The sequence below is a fragment of the Actinosynnema pretiosum genome, assembly GCF_002354875.1.
In the GTDB taxonomy this organism is placed as follows: Bacteria; Actinomycetota; Actinomycetes; order Mycobacteriales; family Pseudonocardiaceae; genus Actinosynnema; species Actinosynnema auranticum.
On the sequence record NZ_CP023445.1, the window covers coordinates 7,768,222 to 7,790,605 of the forward strand.

A 22,384-nucleotide genomic window follows, 5' to 3' on the forward strand; every position below is an offset into this window, starting at 1 on the left:
TCCCGCGGTGGGCGGGGTCCCTCTTCTCCGTTTGGCCTCCTTTCAGGCAAGCACACTTGTCAAGACGCCGTATGACACCCCGATCTGCCGAACAATGCGGCGGCATCTTGACAAGCGCGCTTGGGCTTCGCCAGGCCAAACGGAGAAGAGGGACGCGGGATGGGGTGGCTGCGGGCTCGCTGCGCTCGCCCCGCAGCCCGCGCTTTGCGCCGAACCTGGCAGTGCGGTCTTCCGGGCAGTGCGCCGACCTGGCAGTGCGGTCCTTCGGACAGTGCGGTGATCCGGCAGTGCGGTGATCCGGCAGTGCGGTGATCCGGCAGTGCGTCCCCCTCGCTCCCGCGTTCTGTCAGGTCTCCCCCCTAGGCTCGGGTCGTGGAACACGCTGACTTCACGCGCTCCCTTCGGGAGCAGTACGACGCGCTGCGCGCTCTCATCGCGGCTGCCGATCTCTCCGCGCCCGTGCCGACCTGTCCCGGTTGGACGGTCGAGGTGTTAGCCCGGCACGTGGCTCGGACGCACGCCTGGTCGATCCGGGCCGCGTTGACCCCGCCCGACACCGACTCGCCGCCCCGTCCCCAGGAGGGGCCCGAGGACTGGTCCGAGTTGTTGGCCTGGTGGGACGAGCGGTTCTCCGAGCTGGTCCGGGTGCTGGAGACCGAAGATCCCTCCCGGCCCTCGTGGACGTTCGTCGGGCCCCGCCCCCTGACCTTCTGGGCTCGGCGGCAGCTGCACGAGACCGCCGTGCACCGGCTCGACGGCGAGCACGCGGCGCGCGCGGGCGACGTCCCCCCGCTGCTCTTCCCGTCCGATCTCGCGGCCGACGGGGTGGACGAGTACCTGACCACGATGCTCACCCGGCAGCACATGAACAAGCCGAACGGGCTCTCCGGTCGTGTCGTGCTGCACGCCGCCGACGCGTCGCGCTCCTGGCTGCTGCGCCTGGTTCCCGGCGAGGCGCCCGAGGTCGGGGCCCTGGACGGGGCGGCGATCGACGAGGACGCCACGGTGGCGGGCACCGCCGACTCCCTCTACCGGCTGGTCTGGGACCGGCCCAGCCACGCGGTCGTGACCGGACGGGGGGACCTGGTGCGCGCGCTCCCGCGCCCCTAGCGGGGAACGGGGGATACTGCCCCGGTGCCTCAGCCAGAACGCCGCTACGTGATCACCTTCGGCTGCCCCGACCGCACCGGCATCGTCGCCAGGATCTCCTCGTTCCTGGCCGAGCACGGTGGCCTGATCGTCGAGGCGGCCTACCACACCGACCAGGCCACGAACTGGTTCTTCACCAGGCAGGAGGTCAGGGCCGACTCGCTGCCGTTCGGCGTCGAGGAGCTGCGCGAGCGGTTCACGGCGATCGCGCGCGAGCTGGGGGCCCAGGCAAACTGGCGGGTGACCGACACCGGCGAGCGGCGGCGGGTGGTGATCCTGGTGTCGAAGGAGGGGCACTGCCTGTACGACCTGCTGGGCCGGGTCGCCTCGCGGGAGCTCGACGTCGACGTCGCGGCGGTGATCGGCAACCACCCGGACCTGGCGAGCATCACCAGGGCGCACGGCATCCCGTTCCACCACGTGCCGTTCCCGGCCACCGACCCCGAGGGCAAGACGGCGGCGTTCGCGCAGGTGAAGCAGCTGGTGGACGCGCACGACCCGCACGCGGTGGTGCTGGCCCGGTTCATGCAGGTGCTGCCGCCGGAGCTGTGCGCGGCCTGGTCGGGGCGGGCGCTGAACATCCACCACAGCTTCCTGCCCTCGTTCGTCGGGGCCCGGCCGTACCACCAGGCGCGCGCCAGGGGCGTGAAGCTGGTCGGCGCGACCTGCCACTACGTCACGGCCGACCTGGACGCGGGGCCGATCGTGGAGCAGGACGTGATCCGGGTGGACCACACCGACGCGGTCGCCGACATGGTGCGCAAGGGGCGCGACATCGAGAAGGTCGTGCTGGCGCGCGGCCTGCGCTGGCACCTGGAGGACCGCGTGCTCGTGCACGGCGGCCAGACGGTGATCTTCTGAGCCGCGGCGCCCCCGGAGGCGGGGCGGGCTAGTGTGCCGGTGTGCGTGAAGAGATCGTCACCGTCGAGCAGGCCCGATCCGCCCCGGACCTGCGGGGCGCGGTGCTGGTCAACCTGGACCTGAGCGGCGAGGAGCTGCGCGTCCCCCTGGACGGCGCGCTCTTCCTCGGCTGCTCGCTCAGCCCCTCCGCCCGGCGCAGGGCGGAGGCCGCGGGCGCGCTGCTGTTCCCGACCATCCCGGACCTGCCGCACGACGTCTACCGGTCGCACCTCTACACCGCGCCCGAGCTGTTCGCGGGCTTCGACCCGGCCGTGCCCGACTCCTACGCGGACACCCCGGACCACCGGATCTACCTGCACAGCCGGGGTCAGGGCCACCACCCGGACCCGCTGCACGCGCTCGCCGAGCGGCTGCACGACCACGCGATCACCGAGGCGCTGGACGACCTGCTGGCCCGCGTCCCGTCCCCGCCGGTCGCGGTGATGGGCGGGCACGCGCTGGGGCGCGGCACGGACGGCTACCGCAGGGCCGTCGAGCTGGGCGCGACGCTGGGCGAGGCCGGGTTCACCGTGCTCACCGGCGGCGGGCCCGGCGCGATGGAGGCCGTGCCGCTGGGCGTGCGCGTCGGCGTGGACGACGCGGTCCTCGCGGACCTGGCCAAGGCGCCGACGTTCGGCCACGACGCCCGGTCGATCGGCGAGTGGATCGCGGCGTTCCCCGAGCTGCCGGTCGCCGGGCTGCCGCGCACGATCGGCGTGCCGACCTGGTTCTACGGCCACGAGCCGCCCAACCCGGCCTGCGAGGTGCACGCCAAGTACTTCGCGAACTCGGTCCGCGAGGAGGGCCTGCTCACCGTCGCCACCGGCGGCGTGGTCTACACGCCGGGCAGCGCGGGCACGGTCCAGGAGGTGTTCCAGGACTACACCCAGAACCACTACGGCTCGGTCGGGCCGGCCGCGCCGATGGTGTTCCTCGGCGCGCGGTTCTGGACCGAGGAGGTCCCGGCGGCCCCGCTGGTGCGCAACCTCGCTCGGGGCCGGGAGGCGGAGCGCTGGATCCTGGTCACCGACGACCCCGCCGAGGCCGTCGAACTGCTTCGGAAGTACGCAGCCGAGATCGGGTGACCCCACTCCCCGATCCGTGATTCCACCAAAGGGGCGATAGCCGGATCAACGAATAACCTTTCGGTGCGCCCGCATTGGCTACGATCCCCTGGTGCCGAAAGCCGTTGATCACGATTCGCGCCGCAGGAAGATCGCGGACGCGGTCTGCAGGCTCGCCGACAGGCGCGGTTTCGAAGGCGTTTCCCTGAGGGATGTCGCCGCCGAGGCCGACGTGTCCATGGGCGCGGTGCAGCGCTGCTTCCACACCAAGGAGGACATGCTGCGCTTCGCCCTGCAGGAGGTGGGCCGCAGGACCCTGTCCAGGGCGGGAGGGGGCGCGCCGCAGGTCGGCGGGCCGTTCCCGCAGGTGACCGGTGAGGGAGCCTTATCCCACCGGGCCGAGGCCAAGGTCTGGTTGGCGTTCGCCGCGCAAGCGGCCGTCAGCCCGACGCTCGCCGAGGTCCTCAGGGCGAACTACGCCGAATTGCACGGAATTTTCACCCGTTTGCTGGCAGATCGCCCCGATCCGGACCGGGCGGCCACAACCCTGCTGGCGCTGGCCGACGGCTTGACCACGCACGTGGTCGTCGGCCACCTTTCCCACGATCAGGCCAGAGCGGTTTTGGAAGCCCATTTGGCTGACTGAATTACCGGTTCCAGGGGTTCGCCGCGATGCCGGGCGCGGACGAATTCGCGGGTTCGGGCGGCGGCGGTCAGGCCGGGCGCGCGAGCCCCTCCACCACCTCGGCCCCCGGCAGCTTCGCCAGGACGGCGCCGGGCACGAGCAGCTTGCTGCCCCGGACGCCGCTGCCGATCACCAGCTCGGGGGCCGCCGCCACCTCGGGCGACAGCAGCACGGGCCAGTCGGCGGGCAGCCCGACCGGCGTGATGCCGCCGTACTCCATGCCGGTCAGCTCGACCGCGTCGTCCACCGGCGCGAACGAGGCCTTCCGGGCGTCGAGCCGCCTGCGCACCACGCCGTTGACGTCGGCCCTGGTGGTGGCCAGCACGACGCACGCCGCGTACCGCGTGACCTCTCCCCGCTTCCCCGCCACGATCACGCAGTTCGCGGACGCCGTCAGCGGTGACCCGTAGGCCTCGCAGAAGGCCGCGGTGTCCGCGAGCTCGGCGTCGATCTCGGCGACCGCCACCCGGTCGGCGTCGGCCAGCGCGCGCACGGCGGCGGCGACGGGACCGGCCAGCAGGTCGGGGCGGTCCAGGACGGGCACGGGCGTCAGCGTTCCGGCGATGCTCCACACCCGTCCCATCCTGCCACCGGGGGCGGGCAGGTCCCGGCGACCCGCAGGCCCCGCACCGGGCCTGCTCGGCCCCGCGCTCACCCGTCCGGGCAGAAGGCGCGGTTTCGCGCTTGACGTTGACGCTGCGTCAACTCCTACCGTCGTTCCCAGCACGGCTGAGGAGGACGGATGAGCTGGTCGATCGCCGAGGTGGCGCGCATGGCGAAGGTGACGTCGCGGACCCTGCGCCACTACGACGCGATCGGGTTGCTCGCCCCGGCGAGGACCGGGGGCAACGGGTACCGCTACTACGAGCGCGAGCAGCTGCTCAGGCTCCAGCAGATCCTCCTGCTGCGCGACCTCGGGCTCGGGCTGGACACCGTGGCCGAGGTGCTGGACGGCAGGCACACCGCGCTCGACGTGCTGCACAACCACCTCGCGTGGCTGCGCGCCGAGCGGGAGCGGTTGGCCCTGCTGGCCGCGACCGTCACCAGGACCATCGACGAACTGGAAGGCAGGACCGCCGTGAGCAGGACGGAAGAGCTGTTCGACGGCTTCGACGCGGACCTCCAGGCCCGCTACGAGGCCGAGCTGGTGGAGCGCTTCGGCGAGCGCGTCGTCGAGCCCATCGCGGAGGGGAAGGAGCGCATGAAGGGCTGGTCGCCCGCCGACGCGGCCGGGTTCAAGGCCGAGTGGGAGGAGATCGCGGCGGCGTTCGGCGAGGTGGCCGCGAGCGGGGCCGCGCCGGACTCGGCGGAGGCGCTGGCGGTCACCGCCCGGCACCACCGGTGGCTGCTGCGCAGCTGGACGCCGAACCGGGAGTCGTACACCGGGCTGGGGCAGCTGTACGCGGACTCGCCGGAGTTCAGCGCGCAGCTGGACGCGCACGGGGCGGGCGTCGCGAACTACACCCGTGACGCGATGGCCGCCTTCGCCGCCGCCGAGCTGGACTGACGGCGGTGGCGCCCGACGGTGACGGCGACGGCTGATCGGCCTTCCGGGGAGCTGCAGATCCCCGGAAGGCCGATCGGTGGGAGCCGGGTCTGCGACCAGGGAACCCCTGGGCCTACAGCCCGAACGCCTTGAGCGCCGCCTTGTTGAAGGCGGGGAGGTCGTCGGGGTTGCGGCTGGTCACCAGGGTCCAGCCGTTGTGGTCGCACACGCGGACCTCCTCGTCCGACCAGTCGGCGCCCGCGTTGCGCAGGTCCGTCTTGATGCTCGGGTAGGAGGTGAGCTTCTTGCCCTTGAGGACGTCGGCCTCGGCCAGCAGCCACGGCCCGTGGCAGATCGACGCGATGGGCTTGCCCGCCCGCGCGAACGCCTGGACGAAGCGCACCGCGTCCTCGTCCGTGCGGACCAGGTCCGAGTTGGCCACGCCGCCGGGGATCACCACGCCGTCGTAGTCGGCCGGGTCGGCCTCGGCGAACGGCACGTCCACCGGGAACTCGTCCGCGGGCGTCAGGTGGTTGAAGCCCTTGACCTGGCCGAGGGACGTGGACAGCAGCCTGGGCACGCCGCCCGCCTTCTCGACCTCGTGCCACGGGTCGGTCAGCTCGACCTGCTCGATGCCCTCGGCGCTGACCAGGAACGCGATCTTCTTCTGCTCGTTCGCCATGGGGGTCGGCTACCCGCGAGCGAGGAACTCAACCACCCTGCGCCGCACGTCACCTCTGTGGGAGAGCCAGGTGGGCACCAGCTCCAGCTCGCCCTTGGGGAACGCCGAGGCGACCTGCGCGGCCACCTCGGACGGGTGCAGCGGGTCCTCGGTGGCGCCGACGACCAGGACCGGCGCGGTGACCCGCGACAGGGTCTCGCGGTCGGTGACGGCGACCTGCCCCGAGAGGGCTTCGAGCACCCCGTCGAGGCGGTCGAAGGCGGCTCGGCGCTGCGCGAGGTAGTCGGCGGGGCCGGGGACGGCGGTGACCGCCTGCTCGCGGGTGAGGGGGCCGCGCGGCCGGTCGAACACGGCGGGCAGCAGCAGGACGACGCGCTCGAACGCGTCGGGCTCGGCCGCGAGCAGCGACAGCAGCGCGGCGGAGCTGAGGGAGACGCCGACGGCCCGCGTCGCGCCCGTCTCGCGGGCGGTGGCGCGCAGGTCGGCGGCGATCGTCGGGTAGGTCCAGTAGCCGGGTGGCGCGTCGGGGGCGTCGCCGTGCCCCGGCAGGGTGACGAGGACCCTGGCGCCCGGCAGGCCGGACGCGGGCAGGCGGGCCTCGCCCGGCGTCGCGCCGAGGCCGTGGGCGACCAGCGTGACCGGTCGGCCCGCGCCGTGCACCCGGTGGGTGGTCACCACCTGGGGCCGCGCTGCACCTCGATCAGCCGGGGTCGGACGTCGACCAGGTAGACGGAGACCGCGGTGACGCCGATGAGCCAGAACATGCCGCCCGCGCCGTTCAGGGAGAACAGCAGCAGCGCGAGCGCGCCACCACCGGTGATCCCCATCCAGGCGGGCTTGGTCATCCGCTCCGCGGCCTGGTAGGCCTCCGCCCGCTGCGTCACCGCGTGGGCGAAGGCGAACACGCCCGCGAACAGCGCCACGTAGTAGATGAGGAACAGCACCCAGGCATCCAGGTACGCCACGTCGGCGGGTGGGAATCTGAACAGCGGCACGGGACCCAGGGTACGCGGGGAGCGCGGTCGTGGACACCCGGCGGAACCGGGTCGGCTCGGGTAGCGGACCGGTCGGCGGGGCGTTGTCGCAGGTCGGGCGGGGCGCGGGCGGTGGTGGGGGATTCGCGGGGGTCGGGGTTCGGCGCCTCTTCCCCCGAACGGCGCCCGGCGGACCACCCGGAAGTGGTCCGCCGCTGCTCAGCGCAGGTGCCGCGGGTGGCTACTCGCCCTCGGCCGGGACGGGCTTGGTCTTGCGGGCCGCGGTGCGGTTGGCGGCCTTGCGGCTGGTGGCGCGCACCTCGTGGGCGACCTCGGCGCCGGTCTCGACGACGGCCTCGGCGATCTCCTCGGTGGCGTCCTCGACCTCGGCGGCGAGCTTCTCGCCCGTCTCGCGGGTGCGGCGGGTGACCTTGCCGAGCACGTCGTCGGCGATCTTGTTCGCGTCGTCGGCGGCCTGGTCGACCTGGCTCAGGGCCCGCTGGACCTGCGGCTGGGTCTTGAGCTTCTCCAGCGCGTGCTCGCCCTGCTCGGCGAGGTACTGGTAGAGGTCGACGGCGGACTTGGTGTAGGCGTCGACGACCTTGCGCAGCTCGGCCGCGTCGAAGCGGCCCCGCAGCTCGGCGGGGAGGTCCTCGGCGCCCGCCCTGGCGGACTCGACGCGGTCCTTGACCTTGCCCAGCGCCTCGACCACGGCCTTGGCGGCGAGGTCGCCCGCGCCGAGCGCGGCCAGGAGCGGGGTGCGGGCGGCGGACGCGGCCTGCTCGCCCGCCTTGCGCAGTTCCTCGGTGGTGGGCAGGTTCGCCATGGTGATCACTCCTCGTGCTCGGGGACGGCGGTGGCGGCGTTCTCACGCCGGAAGGACGCGTAGACGTCGAGCAGCACCTGCTTCTGCCGCTCGGTCAGGTCGGGGGCGGTGGTGATGGCGTCGGCGAGCGCGCCGCCCTCGCGCTGCTGGAGGATTCCCGCCTCCACGTAGAGCGCTTCGGCGGAGATCCGCAGGCCCTTGGCGATCTGCTGGAGGATCTCGGCGCTGGGCTTGCGCAGGCCGCGCTCGATCTGGCTGAGGTAGGGGTTGGAGACGCCTGCCAGCCTGGAGAGCTGGCGGAGCGAGATCTTGGCGCTGTTGCGCTGCTCCTTGATGTAGTCCCCGATGCCCCTGCCGAGGTCGGCGACCGCCTCGTCGATCGACTTGTCCACGTCGACCCCCTTCCGGATTCCACGGTACGAGCAGGTGCTAGCTCTTGCAAGCGGACTGCTAGCACCGGGGGCGTGTGCTGCGGCACAGCGCTACCGTGGGTCGCGTGGACCTCGGCGCGCGGTTCCGCGAGGAGCTGGTCGACGGCATGGTCGGGGAGGGCGTCCTCTCCGATCCCCGCTGGGTGCGCGCGTTCCGGGAGGTCCCGCGTGAGGCGTTCCTGCCGGGTTTCTTCGCCCAGCGGGAGGACGGCGCGTGGGTCCCGGTGACGCGCGGCGCCCCGGACTGGTTGAGGCTGGTCTACCGGGACGACGTGCGGGTGACCCAGCTGGACGGCGACGACGCGGCGTGGTCGCGGGCGCTGGAGCAGGGGTGGGCGCGCGGCGTGCCGACGAGCTCGTCGAGCATGCCGGCGATCATGGCGATCATGCTGGAGGCGCTGGCGGTGGCGGACGGCTGCCGGGTGCTGGAGATCGGGACGGGGACGGGGTACAACGCGGCGCTGCTGTCGGCGGGGATCGGTTCCCAGTCGGTGGTGACGGTGGACGTGGACCCGGCGGTGCTGTCCCGCGCGCGGGCCGCCCTGGCGGCTGCCGGCTGGTCCCCGGAGTGCGCCCTCGCGGACGGCGCGGGCGGCTGGCCCGAGGCCGCCCCGTACGACCGCGTGCTGGGCACCTGCGCGGTGTCCCGCGTGCCGCTGCCGTGGCTGGAGCAGACCAGGCCGGGCGGCGTGGTGGTGACCGCGTTGAACCGCCCGCTGGGCGCGGGGCTGATCCGCCTGACGGCGCTGGGCGGGACGCGGGCGGAGGGCAGGGTCCTGGCGGAGGACGGCCGCTTCATGCCGCTGCGGGCGCACGCGGCGGGGTGGGCGGAGGCGGCGCTGGCGCGGGCGGCGACGGCGGTGCCGGAGGAGACCAGGGCGACGGCGCTGGGGGCGCACGAGGTGGTGCACCCCGGCAGCGGCTACGAGTTCTTCGCGGGCCTGGTCCTGCGCGGCGCGGTGGTCACGATGAACCCGGTCCTGCTGGCCCACGAGGACGGCTCGTGGGCCCGCCCGCGAGGGGGCGTGGTCTCCCAGGGCGGCCCGCGGAGGCTGTGGGCGGAAGCCGAGGAGGGCCACCGCGAGTGGCAGGCCCTGGGGAGGCCCCGGCGGTCGCGGTTCGGGGTGACGGTGGACGGGGAGGACCAGCGGTTCTGGCTGGACGCGCCGGAGGGGCGCAGCTGGCCGGTGTAGCGGCGGAGCGCGGACCGCCGGGGCAAGGGGCCTGACCGCGCCCCCGCCTCACACCAGCAGCTGCCCCACCGAGTAGATCACCAGCCCCGCCAGCGCCCCGACCACCGTCCCGTTGATCCGGATGAACTGCAGATCCCGCCCCACCTGCAGCTCGATCTTCCGCGACGTCTCCCGCGCGTCCCACCGCTCCACCGTGTCCGTGATCAGCGTCGTGATCTCGTCCCGGTAGTTCGCCACCACGTACCCCGCCGCGTCCTCCAGCCACCCGTCGACCTTGCCGCGGACCTCCCCGTCCTCCACCAGCCGCGTCCCGAACTTCACCAGCCCGTCGCGCACCCTGGTCCGCAGCTCGCTCGACGGGTCCTCCGCGGCGTCCAGCAGCATCTTCTTCGCGGTCCCCCACGCCGACCCGATGACCTTCCGCACCTCCGGGTGCTCGATCACCTGGTCCTTCACCAGCTCGGCCCGCTCGATGGTCGCCGGGTCGTGCTGGAGGTCGCGGGCGAACTCCTCGAGGAACTGGTCCACCGCCACCCGCATCGGGTGGTTCACGTCCGTCTTCACGGCCCACGCGAAGTTCAGCAGCTCGTTGTAGACCTTGTCGCCCAGCAGCGAGTCCATGAACTTCGGCGACCAGCCCGGCGCGCGCTCGGTGACCACCTGCATCACCTTGACGTGGTTGTCCCGCACCCACTCGTACAGCCGGTCGCACACCAGGTCCACCAGCTTGTGGTGCCCGCCGTCGACGAACACCTGCCCGAGCAGCTTCCCCAGCGGCGGGCCCCAGGGCTTGGCCATGAGGCGCTGCACGACCGCCTGCTCCACGACCGCCTGCACGTGCTCGTCCCGCAGCACGGTCACGGCGCCCTTCACGACGTTCGACGCCTCGGACGTCACCCGCTCCGCGTGCTCGGGCTCCCGAAGCCACTCGCCGAGCCTGCGCCCCACCTCGACGCGGCCCAGCTTCTCCCGGACCACCGCCTCCGCCAGGAAGTTCTGCCCGACGAACGACCCCAGCGCGTCGCCGAAGCTGTCCTTGCGGCTGGGGATGATCGCGGTGTGCGGGATGGGCAGGCCCAGCGGCCTGCGGAACAGGGCCGTCACCGCGAACCAGTCGGCCAGCGCGCCGACCATCCCGGCCTCGGCAGCCGCCCGGACGTACCCGACCCACGCGGGGCCGTCCGCCTCGAACAGCAGCGTCACCAGGAACACGGCGGTCGCGGCGGCGAAGAACCCCGTCGCCACGAGCTTCATCCTGCGCAGGTCCCGCTGCTTCACCTGGTCAGCGGCCGTCAGTTGCTCCACGCCCCCATTGTCCGTGAAGATCCTGGGTCGTGCGGGTACCAGCGCTAGTCCCCAGGTTGCGGCCGTTCACCTCGACGATCTTCGCCGAGATGACCGCGCTGGCGAACCGGACCGGATCGGTGAACCTCGGCCAGGGCTTCCCCGACACCGACGGCCCCCAGGCGATGCTCGACGCCGCCAAGGCCGCGATCGACTCCGGGGCCAACCAGTACCCGCCGGGACCGGGCGTCCCCGCGCTGCGGCAGGCGATCGCCGAGCACCGCGCGCGCTACGGCGTCCGCTACGACCCGGACACCGAGGTGCTGGTGACGGTCGGCGCGACCGAGGCGATCGCCGCGTCCCTGCTGGCGCTGGTGGAACCGGGCGACGAGGTCCTGCTGGTCGAGCCCTACTACGACTCGTACGCGGCGGCCGTGGCGATGGCGGGCGCGACCCGCCGCGCGGTCGGCCTGGCCGAGGAGCCGGGCACCGGCAGGCTCGGGCTGGACGTGGCCGCGCTGCGCGCCGCCGTCACGCCGCGCACCAGGGCGGTCCTGGTGAACTCGCCGCACAACCCCACCGGCACCGTCTTCACCCGCGACGAGCTCGCCGCCGTCGCCGCGCTGTGCGTCGAGCACGACCTGGTCGCGATCACCGACGAGGTGTACGAGCACCTGGTGTTCGACGGCCGCGAGCACCTGCCGCTGGCGGCGTTCCCCGGCATGGCCGAGCGGACCGTGACGATCTCCAGCGCGGGCAAGTCGTTCAACTGCACCGGCTGGAAGATCGGCTGGGCGTGCGCGCCCGCGCCGCTGCTGGACGCGGTGCGCGCGGCCAAGCAGTTCCTCACGTTCGTGGGCGGCGCGCCGTTCCAGCCCGCCGTGGCGCACGCCCTGCGGCACGAGCTGCCGTGGGTGGACGGGCTGCGGGACTCGTTGCAGGACAAGCGGTCCCGGCTCGCCGAGGGCCTGACCGACGCCGGGTTCGCGGTGCGCCCGTGCGAGGGCACCTACTTCATCACCGCCGACGTGCGCCCGCTCGGCTTCGACGACGGCGAGCGGCTGTGCCGGGAGCTGCCGGGGCGGATCGGCGTGGTCGGCGTGCCGGTGCAGGTGTTCGCCGACCACCCGGAGCGCTGGAAGCACCTGGTGCGGTTCGCGTTCTGCAAGCGCGACGAGGTGCTCGACGAGGCCGTGACCAGGCTCAGGAAGCTGGGCGGGTAGGCCATCACACCGCCGACTCGGCGGGCGTCCCCTCGCCGCGGGGGGCGTCCGTCCGGGCGCCGCGCACCGCGAAGCCCCTGAACCGCTTGGCCCCGCCGCCCTTCGCCTTCGCCGCCACCGGCCCGGCCAGCCGGTCCTGCACCAGCGCGTGCCGGAACTGGTAGCAGGCCCCCGCCTGCCGCAGCACGCCGAGCTTGCGCGCGTCCTCCAGGAACGCCATCAGCTCCCACGGCAGCCTCCCGCGCAGCGCCAGCCACACCCGCGCCACGGTGAACCACCACCACCGCAGGTTCAGCACGGTCAGCGCGAACCCGAGCAGCAGCCCGGACGCCAGCCCCAGCCCGACCATCCCGGTCTGCTTGGGCCCGAACACCAGCCCGGCAGCCGCGCCGAACACCACGGCCAGCACCAGCGACCCGGTCCACACCGCGATCCGGTCGCGCGCCATCGTCCACAGCGGGCTGGACGGGTGGGTCAGCTCGGCGTTGCTGCTGAGCGCGAACCGCAGCGCGGTCGCCACCGCCAGCCCCAGCCCGACGACGAGCCCGGCCGACAGCCCGTAGAGCGCGCCGAACACCAGCCCGGCCGCGCCGCCGACCGACGCGCTGAGCACCAGCACGCTGCGCCACACCCCGTGGTGCGCCCTGACCTTCGGCGCGTGCCGCCCGGACGCGTACAGCGCGGCCACGGCCACCGCCGCGCCGACGACGAGCCCGCTGTACGGGGCGAGCGCGGGGGTGCTGGCGTACGCCATCAGCCACGCCACCCCGGCCCCGCCGATCAGCCCGAGCACGACCGCGCCGAGCGCCGCCAGCCACGTGCTGCCGACCGACCGCCGCAGCTCCCACCAGGCCAGCTCGCGGATGCCGCGCGCCCGCATCTCGGCCGCGAGGAACCGCAGCCACCTCACCGCCTTGTCCCTGGGCCACACCTGGCTGGCCCGGAACTGGTGCGCCACGGCCCGGTCGCCGAACGCGCCGGACACCAGCACGTCGGCCAGGTGCTCCTCGATGGCCCGCCGGTCGGGGAACCTGGTGCGGTCGAGCAGCTCGCTCGGCTCGCCGTAGGCGTAGACCACCCCGGCCATGCCGACGGTGAGCGGCGTGGAGAGCGCTTCCGCGAGGTGCCCGGCGGGGTTCTCCCGCAGGTGCAGGAACACCGGCTCCCAGCCTGCGGCGGACAGCTGGTCGCCGGCGGAGCGCAGGTGGTGCGCGACGGCCCCGTGGTCGAGCGGGTGCAGCCGCACGGCGTCGGCGCCCGCGAGCGGGCCGACCTGGGCGACCGCGTTCGCGTACTCCTCGGTGCGGCTGGTGAGCACGAGCGGCGCGGACGCCGGGAAGGCGCGGGCGATGCGGTCGAGCGCGGCCGAGCGCTTGGACGCGGGCAGCTGGTCGAAGCCGTCGAGCACGGGCATGACGCGGCGCTGCTCCACCAGCAGGTCGGCGGCGTAGCTGCCGTACAGCTCGTTGTTGCGCAGCGCCGGGTGGTCCTCGTAGAGCCTGCGGGTCATCCAGCTGCGGACGTCCTCGGCCTCCGGGTCCCAGGTGGACAGCGGCAGCAGCACCGGGACGGGGCCGCCGCGCTCCAGCAGGCCGAGGGTGAGCAGCATGGCCGTGGTGGACTTGCCGGAGCCGGGCGCGCCGAGCAGCACGAGCCTGCGGTGCGCCTGCCGCTCGAACGCGCCGACGACGCCGGTGCTGCGGCCCGGTGGCGGCGGGGTGGTGTTGACGGGCTCGTCGGGGGCGCTCCAGTGCAGGTCGAGCAGGCCCGCGCCGTCGAGGCCGCGCGCGCGGCACTCGTCGTTCCACTGCGCGTGCAGGGCCCTGGACAGCGCGGCGGAGGCGGCGTCGAGGTTGGCGTCGGTCGCCAGCACCGGGGTCCTGCGGCGCTGGAGCCACGGGTCGACGGCGGCGAGGAACAGCAGGAAGCCCGCGGACAGCACGCCGAGCCACAGGTCGGGGTCGATGCCGCTGTCGGTGGCGAGGAGCCCGGCGACCGCCAGGAGCGCGGCCAGCACGCACCCGGTCAGGACGGCTCGCTGGCGAAATCTGGACACCCCGGCATGATGGCCCACCGATCACCGGCCGTGCCCAGGCGGGCACCCCTGTGTTGCCCGTAGTCTCGAAGTCGTGATCTGCCCGAAGTGCCAGGACCTCATGAAGACGATCACGCGGGGCGCCGTCCACATCGACCAGTGCGAGAACTGCCGGGGCGTCTTCCTCGACGGCGGCGAGCTGGAGCAGATCGTCGCGGCGGAGCGGGCGCACTACGGCCAGGCCGCCACGACCGGCGCGGTTCCCGGCCCCGGCGGCGACCAGGGCGCGCCGCCGCCGTACCAGCCCGCGGGCGCGGACCCGGCCGCCACGACCCACTTCGCGCCGGGGCGGCAGCCGGGAGCACCACCGCCCTACCAGCCGCCGCCGGGCAGCGAGCAGCCCGCGGCGCCCGCGCCCGGTCACGCGCCGGGCTACGGCTACGGCCAGCCCGGCTACGGCTACCCGCCGAGGCGCAGGAGCTTCCTGGAGCAGCTGTTCGACTGAGCGCCCCAGGACGAGCGCCCCCGGAAGCGGAGCCGGTCGGGTCGCGCGCACGACCGGAACCCGGTCCGCGGCCTTCGCGGACCGGGCTGCTCCCGCGAGGCCCGCGCGCCCCGGCCCTGGCGCGGGCTCCTGCGTCAGGCCGGGGGGATCAGGTGATCGCCTGGAGGGCGCGCCGCTCGCGCCAGTTCCTGGCCTTCTCCCGGTTGCCGCACACCTGCATCGAGCACCACGTGCGGGACCTGTTGCGGGACCGGTCGAAGAAGGCCCGCAGGCAGCTCTCCGCCGGGCAGATCTTGAAGCGCTCCCACGAGCCGAGCACCGCGAGCCTCGCGGCGGCGCCCAGGACCGCGCCCAGCGCGTCCGCGCTGGCCAGGACCGGCACGCCGTGGCTGAGGTCCACGGTGACGATGGTCGCGACGATAGCGGGATCGGGTCCCTCGTGCGGGTCGCCCAGCGAGCGCCGGAGTGCGGTTCGGGCGGCGCGCACGGCGACCAGGTCCCCAGGGGCGCCTAGCCCCCGCTCGGTGACCCAGGCGCGCCACGCGGCTGTGCCGTCCAGCACGTCCGCGCCGATTTCCAGATCCCTGGTGTTCAGGAAAGCGAGCAGCAGCTCCACATCGTGTTCCGCATCGCCGACTCGACCCTGCGCGAGAGCCGCGTGGTCCCAGCCGGCCGCCAGACCAGTCACCCCTCCACTGTAGGCGCGACCGCCGCCCGCTGTCGTGAAGTCGTGGTCAGCGCGACGCCGACCGGGGTATTCATCGTGTGTATACGTCGTGTGTATAGTCGTCCGCATGTCGATCGGACACACACTGCTGGGCCTGTTGGAGAAGGGGCCGAGGCACGGCTACGACCTCAAGCGGGCCTACGACGAGCGCTTCGGGCAGGACCGCCCGCTGCACTACGGGCAGGTGTACACAACGCTCTCGCGGCTGCTGAAGAACGGCCTCATCCAGGAGGCGGGCGTGGAGGCGGGCGACGGTCCCGACCGCAAGCGCTACGCCATCACCGACGCGGGCGTCACCGACGTCGAGGGCTGGCTGAGCACGCCCGAGAAGCCGGAACCGTACCTGCAGAACACCCTGTACACGAAGGTCGTGCTCGCGCTCCTGTCCGGTCGCAGCGCCGACGACGTGCTGGACACCCAGCGCGGCGCGCACCTCGACCTCATGCGCAAGCTCACCAAGCGCAAGGCGGACGGCGACCTGGCCGACCAGCTGATCTGCGACCACGCCCTCTTCCACCTGGAGGCGGACCTCCGGTGGCTCGAACTGACCGCCGCCCGGTTGGGCAGGCTGAAAACGGAGGTGGCCCGATGAGGCCCCTGCTCGAAGCCGTCGACCTGCGCAAGTCCTTCGGCCCGACCCCCGCGCTCGACGGCGCGGGCCTGGCCGTCCACGCGGGCGAGGTGCTGGCCATCATGGGGCCGTCCGGCTCCGGCAAGTCCACCCTGCTGCACTGCCTCGCGGGCATCCTCCAGCCGGACAGCGGCACCGTCCGCTACCGCGACGTGGAGCTGAGCGCGCTGGCCGACGGGGCGCGCAGCGAGCTGCGGCGCACCGACTTCGGCTTCGTGTTCCAGTTCGGGCAGCTGGTGCCCGAGCTGTCCTGCCTGGAGAACGTGGCGCTCCCGCTGCGCCTGGGCGGCGTGAAGCGCAAGGCCGCCGAGTCCAGGGCGCGCGAGTGGCTGGAGCGCCTGGAGGTCGACGGCGTCGCGGACAAGCGGCCCGGCGAGACCTCCGGCGGCCAGGCCCAGCGCGTCGCCGTGGCGCGCGCGCTGGTCACCGGCCCGAAGGTGGTGTTCGCCGACGAGCCGACCGGCGCGCTGGACTCGCTCAACGGCGAGCGCGTGATGCAGTTCCTGGTCACGGCCGCGCGCGAGACCAGCGCGGCCGTCGTGCTGGTCACCCACGAGGCGCGGGTCGCCGCCTACTCCGACCGAGAGGTCGTCGTGCGCGACGGCAAGTCCCGCGAAGTGGAGCGCGTTCGGTGAAGCGCTTCTTCGCCGACCTGCTCCTCGGCGTCCGGCTGGCCGCGGGCGGGGGACGCGGGGCGTGGGTCCGACTGGTGCTGACCGGCATGGGCATCGGCCTCGGCGTGCTGGTGCTGCTGGTGGGCGCGACCGTCCCGTCGATCATGGAGAACCGGAACGAGCGCCAGGCCGCCAGGAGCAGCGTCGGGGCCGAGCCGGGCACCCCGCCCGAGCGGATCCTGCACTCCGAGGTCTGGAGCACCCAGTACCGCGGTGAGAACATCACCGCCAAGTACCTGCGCGCGGGCGGCCCGCAGGCCCCGGTGCCGCCGGGCATCCCGAAGGTCCCGGCCGACGGCGAGATGTACGTGTCGCCCGCGCTGGCCGACATGCTCGCCGACCCGGACAACGGGATGCTGCGCGAGCTGCTCCCGCAGAAGGTCGTCGGCGCCATCGCCGACGAGGGCCTGAACGCGCCCCGCGACCTCGTGTACTTCGCGGGCGACGCCTCGGTCGAGGCGACCGAGGCCAACTCCGTCGGCCGGTTCGGCGACGAGCGCACGACGCAGGAGCTCCCGCCGTTCCTGCTGGTGCTCGTGCTGACCGGGTGCGTGGTGCTGCTGTTCCCCGTGCTCGTGTTCGTCGGCGTGAGCACCCGGCTCGCCGGGGCCCAGCGCGACCGCAGGCTCGCCGCGCTGCGGCTGGTCGGCGCGGGAGCCGGGCGGGTCCGGCTGATCGCCGCGGGCGAGGCGCTGGTCGGCTCGCTCGTCGGGCTGGTCGTGGGCGTGGGCCTGTTCCTGGTCGGCAGGCGGTTCGCCGAGGGGGTCGAACTGCTCGGGGTGAGCGTGTTCGCCGAGGAGCTGAGCCCCTCCCCCGTGCTCGCCGTGGTCCTGGCGGCGCTGATCCCCGTGCTGGCCGTGGTCACCTCGCTGCTGGCGATGCGCCGCACCGTGGTGGAGCCGCTGGGCGTGGTCAGGCAGACCAAGCCGGTGCGCCGCAGGCTGTGGTGGCGGATCGTGCCGGTGCTGCTGGGCGTCGGGGTGCTGATCTCCCAGGCGGGCGGGTTCGCTGGCGAGCGGATCACGGGCGCCTACCGCGAGGAGCTCCTGGTCGCGGGCATCGCGCTGCTGCTGCTCGGCATCCCCGCGCTGCTGCCCTGGGCGCTGGAGCGCTCGGTGCAGCACGCCCACCGGGGCGCGCCGTCCTGGCAGCTCGCCATGCGCAGGCTCCAGCTCGACAGCGGCACCGCCGCGCGCGTCGTCGGCGGCGTGGCCGTCGTCCTCGCCGGGGCCATCGCCCTGCAGACCGTGCTGACCAGCGTCCAGAGCAAGATCCCGGACGGCGGCGGGCCCGCGCTCAACACCGAGCTCATGCAGGTCTCGCTGAGGGGCGACGAGGAGGGGCAGGCCGAGGAGCAGGCGCGGGCGATCGAACTGCTCGAGGGCGCCGAGGGGGTCCAGGAGGTCTTCACCCCGGTCTTCGTCGACCTCAAGGCGAAGGGCGCGTCCCCGCAGGACGGGCCCATCCAGGTGGGCATCGCCCCGTGCGCCCTGCTGCTGGCCTCCGGCGCGCCGGAGTGCGTCGACGGCCAGGCCTACGAGTTCCAGCGCGACGCCGACGTGTCGTACTGGAAGGTGCAGCCGGGCGCCGAGCTGGGCGTGCTGGGCCCGTGGACGCCGGAGACCGCCGGGATGCCGAGCGCGAGCGGCGAGTACGTCGACGAGCGCGAACCGCTGAGCACGTGGCGCGCGCCCGAGGTGAAGCGGCTCGTGGTGCCCGAGGGCAGCAACCTGCACAGCACCTACCTGACGCCCGGCGCGGCCCGCGACCTGGCCGTGCCGCCGGGCGTGCGCGGCTCGATCAGCATCGCGCTGGAGAAGGACGCCGACGCGGCGAACCACGTGCGCGTCGCGCTGGCCCCGATGGCCTGGCGCGTCTACACGTACTACTTCGGCGACGCGGACCTGTCCATGGAGGCCAAGCAGTACCAGCAGATCAAGGGCGCGCTGTTCGCGGGCGCGCTGATCGTGCTGCTGCTGGCGGCGGCGAGCCTGCTGGTGGTGGCGCTGGAGCAGATCAAGGAGCGCAGGCGGCCACTGGCCGTGCTCGCCGCCAGCGGGGTCCCGCGCGGCGCGCTGGCCCGGTCGCTGCTGTGGCAGAACGCGGTGCCGCTGGTGCTGGCCGTGCTGGTCGCGATCGCCACCGGCGCCGGGCTCGGCGCGCTGCTGCTCGGCGTGATCGAGCGGCCGGTCGAGCTGGACTGGTCGGGCATCGCGCAGTTCTCGGGGGCCGCGCTGGTCCTCGGTCTGCTGGTCACGGCGCTGACGCTGCCGTCGCTGCGCAAGGCCACCGGGGCGCTGGGACTGCGCACCGAGTGAGCCATCACGGGGGGCGGCGCCGGGTCGGTGACGGCGCCGCTCCTCGAGCCCCCGGAGATCGGCCTCCGGGGGCTCGCACCGACCACCGCCCGATCGGGCTGACAACGGAGGTGGCCCGATGAGGCCCGTGCTCGAAGCCGCGGACCTGCGCGCGGCGACCGGGAGCCAGGCGCGCGACCGGTTGGCGCGTGGTGACGCCAGGCCCCGCGAAGTGGAGCGCGCCGGGTGAAGCGGGTGTTCGACGACCTGGCGCTCGGCATCCGGCTGGCGGTCGGCGGCGGGCTGTTCCTGCTGGCCAGACGGCACGTGGAGGAGGTCGAGCCTGCCGGGGTGAGCGTGTTCGCCGAGGACCTGACCCCGGCCCCCGCGCTGGCGGTGCTCACCTCGCTGGTGGCCACGCGCCGCACCGCGGTGGAACCGCTCGGCGTGGCGCGGCAGACCAGGCCCGCGCGCCGGAAGCCGTGGTGGCGGGTCCTGCCGGTCGTGGCGGGCGTCGCCCTGCTCGCGCCGCAGGCGGGCGCGTTCGCCGGGCGGCTGATCGGCGGCGGCGGCGCCGCGCGCGTCGTCGGCGGCGTGGGCGCGCGGTCGAGCTGCTGGACGGCGTCGCGGGCGTCGAGCGGGTCCTCACCCCCGAGTGCGCGTACGTCCGCAGCGACGAGGTGGAGCAGCAGGTGGTGATCAGCGACTGCGCGGTGCTGCTGGCGCGGGGCGTGCCGACCGTGCTCCCCCCGGTGAACGCGGCGACGATCCGGACCGACGGGCGCGGCAGGGCGCACGACGACCGGACCCCGCTCGGGACGTGGCGCGCGCCCGAGGCCCGGCAGGTCGCGCTGCCGTCGGACAGGTCCGGCCTGCACGGGCTGCACGTGACGCCCGGCGCGGCCCGCGACCTGCCAGGGGCGGCGGCCTCCAGCGGCGGGGTGGTCGCGCTGCTGGACGGGCGCGCCCCGGACGCGGCGGACAACGCGCGCACCGCGCTGGCCCCGCTGGCCTGGAAGCTCCAGTCGCACCACGTGGGCGTCGCCGACCTGTCCGAGGAGGCGGGGCAGTACCGGCAGGTGCGGGGCGGCCTGTTCGCGGGCGCGCTGCTCACCCCGCCGCTGGCGGCGGGGAGCCTACCGGTGGTGGCGCTGGAGCAGATCGAGGAGCGCAGGCGACCGCTGGCCGTGCTGGCCGCCGTCGCCACGGGCGCGGGGCTCGGCGCGCTGCTGCTCGGCGTGATCGAGCGGCCGGTCGAGCTGGACCGGGTCGGCACCGCCGAGCACTCGGGCCTCGCCCTGGTCCTCGGCCCGCTGGTGACGGCGCTGACGCTGCCGTCGACGCTGCCGTCGCTGCGCAAGGCCACCGGGGCGCTGGGGGTGCGCGCCGGATGACTCCTCGCGCGCACTGGGCGGCAGACCTGGTCCTCGGCGTTCGGCTCGCCGTCGGGGGCGGCCGGACGGCGTGGGCCAGGCTGGCGCTCAGCGCCGTCGGGGTGGGCCTGGGCGCGGTCGTGCTGCTGCTCGGCGCGTCCATCGGGCCCGCGCGCGAGGCGAAGTCGGAGCGGGTCGGGGCGGCGCTGCCCCGGCCCGCCCCGGTCGCGCAGGACGCGGCGCTGCGCGCCAGGAGCGTGGTGGTGTCCTGGCAGGGCAGGCTGATCACCGGGCTGGAGCTGGCGGCGGCGTCCCCGGACGCGCAGGCGCCACCGGGGGTCGGCCGGGTCCCCGACGCGGGCGAGATCGTGGTGTCGCCCGCCCTGTTCGACCTGCTCGGCGCGGACGAGGGCGTGCGGGCGAGGTTCCCGGAGCGGGTCATCGGCGTGATCGCCGACGAGGGGTTGGCCCGCCCCGGCTCCCTCTCCTTCTACGCCGGGCTCGCCGCGCACCACCTCGACGGGGCGGAGGCGGTGGCCGGGTTCGGGGTGGAGCGCCCGCCGCCGACGTGGGAGCCGTTCTACCGGCTGCTGGTGCTCGCCGGGCTGGTCGCGGTGCTGCTGCCGCTGGGCACGTTCGTGCTGGTCTCGACCCGGCTGGGGGCGACGGGGCGGGACCGGCGGCTGTCCTCGATCCGGCTGGTCGGCGCGTCCCGCGCGCAGGTGCGGCGGATCGCGGCGGGCGAGGCGGTGGTGAGCGGGCTGCTGGGGCTGCTGGTGGGGGTGGCGCTGTTCTTCGCGGCGCGACCGCTGGTGCGGTTCGCCGAGGTGGAGGACGTCGGGTTCTTCCCCACGGACGTGCTGCCCGCGCCGCTGCCGTCGCTGGTGATCGCGCTGGGCGTGCCGCTGGTGGCGGTCGGCGCGGCGGTGCTCGGCGTCGGCGCGGGCACGACCGGGCCGCTGGGCCTGGGCGAGCGCGCCGAGGCGCCGCCGCGCGGGGTGGCGTGGCGGCTCGGGCTGGTCGGCGCGGGCGCGCTGGTGCTGGTGGTGCTGTCGGTCGCGGTGACGTTCACCGAGGTGGTGGACTCGCCGCCGCTGGCGGGCGCGGCCGGGGTCGGCGTGGCGCTGGTGCTGGCGGGGGCGGGCGCGCTGCTGCCGTGGCTGGTGCACCGGGTGGCGCGGCGGGTGCGGCCGGACGGGGTGGCCGGGATGCTGGCGGTGCGGGCGCTGCGGTTCGACCGGAGCACGCCGAGGGTGCTGGCCGGGGTCGTGGTGGTGCTGGGCGGCGGGTTGACGCTCCAGGTGCTGCTCGGCGTCGCCGCCGACCACATCGCGGCCCGGTCCAGCCTGGGCGCGGAGCCGGGCCGGTGGGTGCTGGGCCTCGCGCCGGGCACGCCGGTGCGGGAGCTGGCCGAGTCGGTGTCGCTGATCGGCGGGGCCCGGCGGATCAGCGAGGTGCGGGTGGCGCGCACCGACGGCGTGCTGGTGACCGGCACGGACTGCGCGGAGATCGCGGACCGGTTGGGGGTGTCCGACTGCGCGCCGGGCCGCGCCTACCTGGTCGACGGCACGCCGCCGCCTGCGGGCTCCGAGGTGCTGCTGCGGGTGTTCGGCGGCGAGCCGGTCACCTGGCGGGTCCCCGAGCACCGGGTGGTGGCGGGCTCCGGGGCGTACCGGGGTTTGGTCGTGGCCGACGACCCGGCGCTGCTGGCGCTGGGGCCGCAGCAGCTGGTGGTGCGGGGCGACCCGGACGAGGCGTTCGGCGAGCGGCTGCAGGCGGTGACCGAGCGGGTGGACCGGGCGTCGGCGCTGCTCACCGGGTACGAGGCGGGGCGGGTGGAGCTGTTCACGACCCTGCGCGGCGCGGTGCTCGGCGGGTCGGTGCTGCTGACCCTGCTGGCCGTGGTCGGGCTGGGGGTGGTCGCGGTGGACCGGGTGTGGGAGCGGCGCGCGCCGGTGGCGGTGCTGGCGGCGAGCGGGGTGCCGAGGGGGACGCTGGTGCGGGCGGCGCTGTGGCAGGCGGCGGTCCCGGCGGCGCTGGGCCTGGCCGTGGCCGTGCCGCTGGGCCTGGTGACGGCGTGGCTGGTGGTGCCCGCGGACCGGTTCCGGGTGGACTGGGCGGCGCTGGTGACGGCGTTCGGGGCCGCCGGGGCGGTGGCGCTGGCCGTGGGCGCGTGCGCGCTGCCCGCGCTGCGGTCGGCGATCACCACGGAGGGGCTGCGGGCGGAGTGACCCTGGGGGCGCCC

At 74.6% G+C, this 22,384-nt stretch carries 23 protein-coding genes; 14 read left to right on the forward strand and 9 right to left on the reverse strand.

The window, feature by feature from the left end; all coding sequences use genetic code 11:
- Positions 1-372: 372 nt before the first annotated feature.
- The 4 genes from CNX65_RS33340 (at position 373) to CNX65_RS33355 (ending at position 3,759) form a co-directional block, all read left to right on the forward strand.
- The gene (locus tag CNX65_RS33340; RefSeq protein WP_096497253.1) at positions 373-1,110 is read left to right on the forward strand and encodes a maleylpyruvate isomerase N-terminal domain-containing protein; all 738 of its coding nucleotides are present in this window, start codon (positions 373-375) and stop codon (positions 1,108-1,110) included.
- A gap of 24 nt (positions 1,111-1,134) precedes the next feature.
- A complete protein-coding gene (gene purU, locus CNX65_RS33345) occupies positions 1,135-2,010 on the forward strand; it encodes a formyltetrahydrofolate deformylase (protein ID WP_096497254.1) in 876 nt (291 codons plus the stop codon).
- 41 nt (positions 2,011-2,051) lie between these two features.
- Entirely contained in the window at positions 2,052-3,134 is a 1,083-nt protein-coding gene (locus CNX65_RS33350) for an LOG family protein (RefSeq protein WP_096497255.1), read from the forward strand.
- Between the two features lie 91 nt (positions 3,135-3,225).
- The gene (locus CNX65_RS33355; protein WP_096497256.1) at positions 3,226-3,759 is read left to right on the forward strand and encodes a TetR/AcrR family transcriptional regulator; all 534 of its coding nucleotides are present in this window, start codon (positions 3,226-3,228) and stop codon (positions 3,757-3,759) included.
- A 67-nt stretch (positions 3,760-3,826) separates the two neighbouring features.
- Here CNX65_RS33355 and CNX65_RS33360 read toward each other — a convergent pair whose 3' ends face one another.
- A complete protein-coding gene (locus CNX65_RS33360; protein WP_096497257.1) occupies positions 3,827-4,381 on the reverse strand; it encodes a YbaK/EbsC family protein in 555 nt (184 codons plus the stop codon).
- 159 nt (positions 4,382-4,540) lie between these two features.
- Here CNX65_RS33360 and CNX65_RS33365 point away from each other — a divergent pair, with 159 nt between their 5' ends.
- Positions 4,541-5,305, forward strand: a complete 765-nt coding sequence (locus CNX65_RS33365; RefSeq protein ID WP_096497258.1) for a MerR family transcriptional regulator — start codon at positions 4,541-4,543, stop codon at positions 5,303-5,305.
- A gap of 112 nt (positions 5,306-5,417) precedes the next feature.
- Here the strand turns inward: CNX65_RS33365 and CNX65_RS33370 are convergent, their stop codons facing one another.
- The 5 genes from CNX65_RS33370 to CNX65_RS33390 form a co-directional block, all read right to left on the reverse strand.
- A complete protein-coding gene (locus tag CNX65_RS33370; protein ID WP_096497259.1) occupies positions 5,418-5,966 on the reverse strand; it encodes a type 1 glutamine amidotransferase domain-containing protein in 549 nt (182 codons plus the stop codon).
- A gap of 9 nt (positions 5,967-5,975) precedes the next feature.
- A complete protein-coding gene (locus tag CNX65_RS33375) occupies positions 5,976-6,644 on the reverse strand; it encodes an alpha/beta fold hydrolase (RefSeq protein ID WP_232520092.1) in 669 nt (222 codons plus the stop codon).
- Entirely contained in the window at positions 6,638-6,961 is a 324-nt protein-coding gene (locus CNX65_RS33380) for a DUF2516 family protein (protein WP_015805446.1), read from the reverse strand. The genes CNX65_RS33375 and CNX65_RS33380 overlap by 7 nt, the downstream gene beginning before the upstream one ends.
- A 220-nt stretch (positions 6,962-7,181) precedes the next feature.
- Positions 7,182-7,766, reverse strand: coding sequence for a hypothetical protein (locus CNX65_RS33385; protein WP_096498122.1), 585 nt, complete (start codon positions 7,764-7,766; stop codon positions 7,182-7,184).
- A 5-nt stretch (positions 7,767-7,771) separates the two neighbouring features.
- Complete coding sequence (locus CNX65_RS33390; protein WP_096497260.1) at positions 7,772-8,158, reverse strand: helix-turn-helix domain-containing protein; 387 nt, start codon at positions 8,156-8,158, stop codon at positions 7,772-7,774.
- Positions 8,159-8,262: 104 nt separating this feature from the next.
- Here CNX65_RS33390 and CNX65_RS33395 point away from each other — a divergent pair, with 104 nt between their 5' ends.
- Positions 8,263-9,390 (forward strand): methyltransferase domain-containing protein, encoded by a 1,128-nt coding sequence (locus tag CNX65_RS33395; protein ID WP_096498123.1) that lies wholly within the window; start codon positions 8,263-8,265, stop codon positions 9,388-9,390.
- Between the two features lie 48 nt (positions 9,391-9,438).
- Here CNX65_RS33395 and CNX65_RS33400 read toward each other — a convergent pair whose 3' ends face one another.
- The gene (locus tag CNX65_RS33400) at positions 9,439-10,695 is read right to left on the reverse strand and encodes a DUF445 domain-containing protein (RefSeq protein WP_096497261.1); all 1,257 of its coding nucleotides are present in this window, start codon (positions 10,693-10,695) and stop codon (positions 9,439-9,441) included.
- A gap of 29 nt (positions 10,696-10,724) precedes the next feature.
- Between CNX65_RS33400 and CNX65_RS33405 the strand changes: the two genes are divergently transcribed.
- Positions 10,725-11,897: a pyridoxal phosphate-dependent aminotransferase gene (locus CNX65_RS33405; protein WP_096497262.1), complete on the forward strand. Its 1,173-nt coding sequence runs from the start codon at positions 10,725-10,727 to the stop codon at positions 11,895-11,897.
- Positions 11,898-11,901: 4 nt separating this feature from the next.
- Here CNX65_RS33405 and CNX65_RS33410 read toward each other — a convergent pair whose 3' ends face one another.
- The gene (locus CNX65_RS33410; protein WP_232520093.1) at positions 11,902-13,953 is read right to left on the reverse strand and encodes an NACHT domain-containing protein; all 2,052 of its coding nucleotides are present in this window, start codon (positions 13,951-13,953) and stop codon (positions 11,902-11,904) included.
- Positions 13,954-14,026: 73 nt separating this feature from the next.
- Between CNX65_RS33410 and CNX65_RS33415 the strand changes: the two genes are divergently transcribed.
- A complete protein-coding gene (locus tag CNX65_RS33415; protein WP_096497264.1) occupies positions 14,027-14,437 on the forward strand; it encodes a TFIIB-type zinc ribbon-containing protein in 411 nt (136 codons plus the stop codon).
- A gap of 148 nt (positions 14,438-14,585) precedes the next feature.
- On the opposite strand, the gene CNX65_RS33420 is transcribed toward CNX65_RS33415, so the two are convergent.
- Positions 14,586-15,053, reverse strand: a complete 468-nt coding sequence (locus CNX65_RS33420; protein ID WP_096497265.1) for a CGNR zinc finger domain-containing protein — start codon at positions 15,051-15,053, stop codon at positions 14,586-14,588.
- Positions 15,054-15,231: 178 nt separating this feature from the next.
- Between CNX65_RS33420 and CNX65_RS33425 the strand changes: the two genes are divergently transcribed.
- From CNX65_RS33425 to CNX65_RS33450, 6 genes are all read left to right on the forward strand, one after another.
- Positions 15,232-15,756, forward strand: coding sequence for a PadR family transcriptional regulator (locus CNX65_RS33425; RefSeq protein WP_015805455.1), 525 nt, complete (start codon positions 15,232-15,234; stop codon positions 15,754-15,756).
- Entirely contained in the window at positions 15,753-16,430 is a 678-nt protein-coding gene (locus tag CNX65_RS33430) for an ABC transporter ATP-binding protein (RefSeq protein ID WP_096497266.1), read from the forward strand. Before CNX65_RS33425 ends, CNX65_RS33430 begins: the two co-directional genes overlap by 4 nt.
- On the forward strand, positions 16,427-18,787 hold the full coding sequence (locus tag CNX65_RS33435) for an FtsX-like permease family protein (protein WP_096497267.1): 2,361 nt from the start codon (positions 16,427-16,429) through the stop codon (positions 18,785-18,787). Before CNX65_RS33430 ends, CNX65_RS33435 begins: the two co-directional genes overlap by 4 nt.
- Before the next feature lie 225 nt (positions 18,788-19,012).
- Complete coding sequence (locus CNX65_RS33440; RefSeq protein ID WP_096497268.1) at positions 19,013-19,465, forward strand: hypothetical protein; 453 nt, start codon at positions 19,013-19,015, stop codon at positions 19,463-19,465.
- Positions 19,459-20,160 (forward strand): hypothetical protein, encoded by a 702-nt coding sequence (locus tag CNX65_RS33445; protein ID WP_157767945.1) that lies wholly within the window; start codon positions 19,459-19,461, stop codon positions 20,158-20,160. Before CNX65_RS33440 ends, CNX65_RS33445 begins: the two co-directional genes overlap by 7 nt.
- On the forward strand, positions 20,157-22,370 hold the full coding sequence (locus CNX65_RS33450) for an FtsX-like permease family protein (RefSeq protein WP_096497270.1): 2,214 nt from the start codon (positions 20,157-20,159) through the stop codon (positions 22,368-22,370). Before CNX65_RS33445 ends, CNX65_RS33450 begins: the two co-directional genes overlap by 4 nt.
- Positions 22,371-22,384: the final 14 nt, after the last annotated feature.